Annotated in this window: 6 protein-coding genes; 5 read left to right on the top strand and 1 reads right to left on the bottom strand. The window is 71.0% G+C overall.

From position 1 onward, the window contains the following. The 3 genes from I5I_RS00965 to I5I_RS00955 form a co-directional block, all read left to right on the top strand. The coding region (locus I5I_RS00965) for an aldo/keto reductase (RefSeq protein ID WP_036315283.1) at positions 1-375 on the top strand (375 nt) is incomplete at its 5' end. Next, a complete protein-coding gene (locus I5I_RS00960) occupies positions 372-1,313 on the top strand; it encodes a 4-(cytidine 5'-diphospho)-2-C-methyl-D-erythritol kinase (RefSeq protein ID WP_036315277.1) in 942 nt (313 codons plus the stop codon). The genes I5I_RS00965 and I5I_RS00960, both read left to right, overlap by 4 nt. 61 nt (positions 1,314-1,374) lie before the next feature. Continuing rightward, a complete protein-coding gene (locus I5I_RS00955; protein WP_036315274.1) occupies positions 1,375-2,685 on the top strand; it encodes a GNAT family N-acetyltransferase in 1,311 nt (436 codons plus the stop codon). 61 nt (positions 2,686-2,746) lie between these two features. On the opposite strand, the gene I5I_RS00950 is transcribed toward I5I_RS00955, so the two are convergent. Continuing rightward, the gene (locus I5I_RS00950) at positions 2,747-3,244 is read right to left on the bottom strand and encodes a hypothetical protein (RefSeq protein WP_036315271.1); all 498 of its coding nucleotides are present in this window, start codon (positions 3,242-3,244) and stop codon (positions 2,747-2,749) included. Positions 3,245-3,396: 152 nt separating this feature from the next. Between I5I_RS00950 and I5I_RS00945 the strand changes: the two genes are divergently transcribed. Both I5I_RS00945 and I5I_RS00940 read left to right on the top strand, forming a co-directional pair. Continuing rightward, positions 3,397-5,193 (top strand): ABC-F family ATP-binding cassette domain-containing protein, encoded by a 1,797-nt coding sequence (locus I5I_RS00945; RefSeq protein WP_036315268.1) that lies wholly within the window; start codon positions 3,397-3,399, stop codon positions 5,191-5,193. 125 nt (positions 5,194-5,318) lie between these two features. After that, positions 5,319-5,792 (top strand): ATP-binding cassette domain-containing protein, encoded by a 474-nt coding sequence (locus tag I5I_RS00940; protein WP_051039409.1) that lies wholly within the window; start codon positions 5,319-5,321, stop codon positions 5,790-5,792. The last annotated feature ends 20 nt before the right edge of the window (positions 5,793-5,812 follow it).

Here is a 5,812-nt window from a genome sequence, read left to right as displayed (position 1 = left end):
GAGGGGATGGGTGCGATCGCTTTCGTGCCGCTCGCGCAGGGGCTACTCACCGATCGCTATCTGGGCGACGGGACCTCGGCGCGATCGCAGGAGCGCTCGTCGCTGCCGGGCCGTCGTCTCACGGACACTGCGCTGGAGGGCCTGCGCGCGCTGAACGTGATCGCCCGCGAGCGCGGACAGAGCCTCGCTCAGCTCGCGCTGCAGTGGGTGCTGCGCGACGGCGTCGTGGCCTCGGCGCTCATCGGCGCCTCGCGCACGCAGCAGCTCGACGAGAACCTCGCGGCCGTGAACGGCCCCGCGTTCGACGCGGAAGAGCTGGAGCGCATCGACGTCATCTCCGCCGGCATCGGCGAGGTCTGGGCGGACGCTTCGTGACGACCGCTGCGGTGGCGGGTCGCCGGGTGCACGTGCGTGCGCCCGGCAAGATCAACATCGCCTTCGACGTCGGTGACGCCCAGCCCGACGGCTACCACGACGTGGCGTCGGTGTATCAGGCGGTGTCCGCCTACGAAGACGTCTGGGCCCAGGTGGCGGACGACTTCACGCTGGCGGTCACCGGCGACCTGGACGTGTCGGGGGTGCCGCTCGACGAGTCCAACCTCGCCGTCCGCGCCGCGCGGCGCGTCGCCGAGCGGCTCGGGTGGCGCGGCGGCATCCACCTCGACATCCACAAGGGCGTGCCCGTCGCCGGCGGGATGGGGGGCGGGTCGGCGGATGCCGCGGCCGCTCTCGTCGCCGTCAACGAGCTGCTCGGCGGGGGACTCACGACTCTCGAACTTCAGGAGCTGGCGGCGCCCCTGGGCGCAGATGTGCCCTTCGCAGTGCTCGGGGGGACGGCGATCGGCACGGGTCGCGGCGACGAGCTGGCCCCCGCGCTGGCACGGGGTCGCTTCGACTGGGTCCTCGTGACGAGCGCGGACGGACTGTCGACGCCGGCGGTGTATCGGGAACTGGACCGTTTGAGAGCCCTGCCCGACATCGCGCCCGCGCACGGGGTGCCCGCCGCCGACCCTGTCGTGATGCAGGCGCTGCGTGCGGGCGATCCCGCCGCGCTCGCGGTCGCCGTCCACAACGACCTGCAAGAGGCCGCCCTCTCGCTGCGGCCCTCGCTGGCCGCGACGCTGCGCGGCGGTCATCGCGCGGGCGCTCTGGCCGGGCTCGTCTCGGGTTCGGGACCCACTGTCGCCTTCCTCGCCGCCGACGAGCGCGGAGCGGCGGCGCTGGCGTCCGAACTCGCCGCGTCGGCGGCTCCCGGATCGCGTGTGCTGCACGTGCACGGACCCGTCCCGGGCGCGCGTGTCATCAGCGCCTGAGAACGCCCCGCACCACCAGGCCGAGCCTCACCGCAGACCGTCCGCACGAATGGAGACCCGCATGTCCGATCACCGCTCCCACCACGATGCATCGCTGGACCGCACGATGACCGACGAGCTCGATGGACGCGGGCTCGGCGTGCGCCGAGTCGACGATGCGCTGCGCACCGAGACCGACCCCTGGTTGGAAGCCGTCTCCCGCGGCTTCCTGGGCGGTGAGCGCACCGATGTGCAGCGCGACGCCTTCTTCGCGCACACGGCGTATCGGCGCAAGATCGGCGTGTTCGACGACACCGCCCCGCAGCCCGACGTTCCGGTCGCGACGTTCGCGTCGTGGGCGGCGGAGCTCACGCTTCCGGGCGGTACCGTTCCCGCGTGCGCGATCAGCTCGGTCACCGTCGCTCCCACCCACCGTCGCCGTGGCATCCTGCGCTCCGTGATGACGGGGGAGTTGCGCACCGCCGTCGAGCGCGGGCTTCCCGTCGCGATCCTCACCGTGAGCGAGTCGACGATCTACGGCCGCTTCGGCTTCGCGCCGGCCGCACTTGCCGCGCAGTGGACGATCGACGCACGTCGGGCGCGCTGGGTGGGGCCCGAGGCGCCGGGACGCATCGACTTCGTCACCCGCGCGCAGGGGCGCGACATCGCCGCGGCGCTGCACGAGCGCGTGCGCACGCAGACGCCCGGTGAGATCGAGATGCCCGGCGGGCACTGGGAGCGCTTCTTCGGCATCAGGCCCGACGCCGAGAAGGCCGAGGAGCTCCGCGTGGTCCAGTACCGCTCCGTGGCGGGGGAGGTCGACGGCGTCGCGCTGTACAAGGTGACCGAGAACGAGCACGACTTCGTGGCCTCGACCGTGGATGTCCTGCTGCTGGTCGCGGCGACGGACGAGGCGTACGCCGGTCTGTGGCGCTTCCTGCTGACGATGGACCTCATCGGCACGGTACGCGCGGGCGAGCTGTCGGTCGACGAACCGCTGTGGTGGATGATCGCCGATCAGCGCGCCGCGACGGTCACCGTGCGCGACCACCACTACACGCGGATCCTCGACGTGCCGGCCGCGCTGTCCGCGCGCACCTACGACGTCGCCGACGCGGTGACGCTGCAGATCGCCGACCCACTCGGCGTCGCCGCCGGCACGTTCGTGCTGACGGCGGATGCCGACGGCGTCGCTGCGGTCGACATCGTGGACGAACCGCCGGTCGGCATTCCCACGGCCACGATCGGGGTGGCCGGGCTGTCGGCGATGCTGCTCGGCGGAGTCTCGGCCGTCACGCTCGCGCGAGCGGGACGTCTGGTCGCCGATGACCCGGCGCGACTGGCGCGACTGTTCGCCTCGACGGTGCCGCCGCGTCTGAGCTTCTGGTACTGAGCCCTGGATCCACGCGGGGCCCGGACCGGTGTCGGATCCGGGCCCCGCCTGGTGAGAGGTCTCAGCTGCCGCAGACCTCCTGCAGCTTCTTGGCCTCGGCGGTCAGCTTCGTCGAGGATTCCTGGCCCTTCGTGGAGATCTCCTCGGCCTTGGCCTGAGCCTCCTGCAGCTTCTGCATGGCGGCCTCGTCGCTCGGATCGATGTTCTTCAGGTTGGGCATCTCGAAGTCGGCGAAGATCGCGGCGAAGTTGCGGTACTCGTCGGCGAATGCGCTCAGCGGGGCCTTGACCTGCTCATTGGTGACCTTCGACTCCGCAGAGGAGAGTCCGTCCAGAACCGGCTGGAAGAGCGACGAGAAGTCGACCTTCTCACCCGAGGTCGCCTGGCTCATCGACGCGTTGAGGTCGCTCGTGATGCTCGAGGTCGCCGTCTCGATCTCGGTCTTCGCAATGCTGCAGGCGTCGGCGACGCTCTGCCCGCCCGCGCAGGCGGTGAGCGCGGCCGTGAGGCTGAGGGCTGCGGCGATCCCGCCGATGCGGGTGACGTTCTTCGTGTTCATGTCATCTCTCCGGTTTCTGATGTGCGACGGTTTCTCCGCCCACGAGAAGAGAGGGCGAAAGCTCCAGCCTATGACGGCGATACGAAGATCCGATGCCCACGCTGGGAACGGGGCCATCGGCCGTCCGCCCGCTCGCGTAGCCTGGAACCGATATGGCGCATCTGCTCGGGGCCGAAGGCCTCCACCTGGAATTCCCCACGAAGGTCGTGTTCGACCGCGTCTCGCTCGGCGTCGACGAGGGCGACCGCATCGGCATCGTCGGTCGTAACGGCGACGGCAAGTCATCCCTCATGGCCATGCTGGCCGGCCGCCTCGCGCCGGATGCCGGGCGCGTGACGGTGCGCGGCGGCGTGCGCGTGGGCGTGCTCGATCAGGGCGACACGCTCGATGACACGTTGACCATCGCGCAGAGCGTCGTCGGCGACCGCGCCGAGCACGACTGGGCCGGGGATGCCGGGGTGCGCGACGTGATCGCGGGCCTCGTGGGTGATCTCGACTGGGACGGGCCGGTCGCCGGACTCTCCGGAGGGCAGCGGCGACGGGTCGCGCTCGCGCACCTGCTCGTCGGAGACTGGGACGTGCTGGCGCTCGACGAGCCCACGAACCACCTCGATGTCGAAGCGGTGGCCTGGCTCGCCGCGCACCTCAAACGCCGCTGGTCGGCATCCCAGGGTGCGCTCCTGGTCGTCACCCACGATCGATGGTTCCTGGACGAGGTCTGCACCAAGACGTGGGAGGTGCACGACCGCATCGTCGAGCCGTTCGAGGGCGGCTACGCGGCCTACGTGCTGCAGCGCGTCGAGCGCGACCGCCAGTCGGCCGTGATCGAGCAGCGTCGACAGAACCTCGCTCGTAAAGAGCTCGCGTGGCTGCGCCGCGGCGCGCCGGCGCGCACCAGCAAGCCGCGGTTCCGCATCGAGGCGGCCAATGAACTCATCGCCGACGTCCCCGAGATCCGCGACAAGGTGCAGTTGCAGTCGCTCGCCGTGTCCCGGTTGGGCAAGGACGTCGTCGACCTGCTCGACGCCGGCGTGAGCTACGGCGATCGACAGGTGCTGCGGGACGTCGAGTGGCGCATCGCGCCGGGGGAGCGCACCGGCATCCTCGGGGTCAACGGTGCCGGCAAGTCCACGCTCCTCGGGCTCATCGCCGGCACGGTCGAGCCCACCCACGGTCGGGTCAAGCGCGGAAAGACCGTGAAGGTCGCGACGCTCACGCAGCGGATGGACGAGCTCGACCAGTACCTGGACGATCCGGTGCGCGTGGTCATCTCGGGCCTGCGCACGAGCTACACGATCGGGACGGGCTCCAAGGCGGCCGAACTCACGCCGGGCCAGCTGCTGGAGCGCATGGGCTTCAGCTCGGCGCAGCTGTCGACGCCCGTGAAGGATCTGTCCGGTGGTCAGCAGCGTCGGCTGCAGCTGCTGCTGATCCTGCTCGATCAGCCCAACGTGCTGATCCTCGACGAGCCGACCAACGACCTGGACACCGACATGCTGGCCGCGATCGAGGATCTTCTCGATTCGTGGGCGGGGACGCTCCTGGTGGTCAGCCACGACCGCTATTTCCTCGAGCGGGTCACCGATCAGCAGTACGCCGTGATGAGCGGGCGCCTCCGGCACCTGCCGGGAGGAATCGACGAGTACCTGAGGCTCCGCGCCGCCCAGCGCGATCAGCCGGCGGCGCCCGTCGCGGCGACGTCGGAGGGTGACGGTGGTCCGGCGTTGGCCGGTGCCGACCTCCGCGCGGCGCAGAAGGAGCTGGCGGCGGCGGAGCGGCGGATCCAGAAACTGACGGCCCAGGTGGATGCCGCCCGCACCGCCCTTGCCGACCACGACCAGTCCGACTATGCGGGACTGGGCGAGAAGATGCGCGCGATCGGCGAGCTCGAGGCAGAGATCGCTGCGCTGGAGGAGCGCTGGTTCGAGCTCTCCGAGCTCATCGGCTGACCTCTCGCTCCCGCACAGCGTCACGCCGTCTGCGGGGGATTTGCCTCTGCGTGGCGCCTTTGCGATAATGATTATCAGTACCAGGGCTGCACTCGCGATGGCCCGATCACCGCGATGGAGGCTCCGTGCTCACTCTTGCCGACGTGCGCGTCCGCGCCGCCGACGAGACGACTCCGCTGCTAGAGGTCCCTCGCCTGGAGGTGGCCGCCGGTGAACGCATCGTCGTGCGCGGGCCATCGGGTGCGGGCAAGAGCCTCCTGCTGTCGGTTCTGGCTGCGCGGCTGCTGGACGGTCTCACTCTGACCGGGCGCCGTGACGCCCCCGGCCTCGAGCGCGTCGGCTTCGTGCCCCAGCGCGGCATCGAGGCGTTCCATCCGCTGATCCGACTGGGCCGTCAGCTGCGGGTCGTGACCGGTGCGGATCGTACGCGCGCGGGCGACGCGCTGGCCCGGGTGGGCCTCGGGGATCCGCGTCTTCGTCGCCGCCGCCCCGCCGAGCTGTCGGGCGGCCAGGCGCAGCGGGCCGCCATCGCGCTGGCCGTGCTGAGCGGTGCCGGCCTCGTCGTCGCCGACGAGCCGACCAGCGCGCTCGGACTCTAGAGGATCCCCGGGACCGAGCT

Source organism: Microbacterium sp. B24, from assembly GCF_000333415.1.
In the GTDB taxonomy this organism is placed as follows: domain Bacteria; phylum Actinomycetota; class Actinomycetes; order Actinomycetales; family Microbacteriaceae; genus Microbacterium.
Note: the sequence above shows the minus strand (reverse complement) of the source record. Positions and strands in the feature narration are given on the sequence as shown.

Bases quoted from the DNA above. Each gene is read 5' to 3' on its own strand.
- I5I_RS00945 (WP_036315268.1), top strand. From the start codon at position 3,397: ATGGCGCATCTGCTCGGGGCCGAAGGCCTCCACCTGGAATTCCCCACG.
- I5I_RS00955 (WP_036315274.1), top strand. From the start codon at position 1,375: ATGTCCGATCACCGCTCCCACCACGATGCATCGCTGGACCGCACGATG.
- I5I_RS00950 (WP_036315271.1), bottom strand. From the start codon at position 3,244: ATGAACACGAAGAACGTCACCCGCATCGGCGGGATCGCCGCAGCCCTC.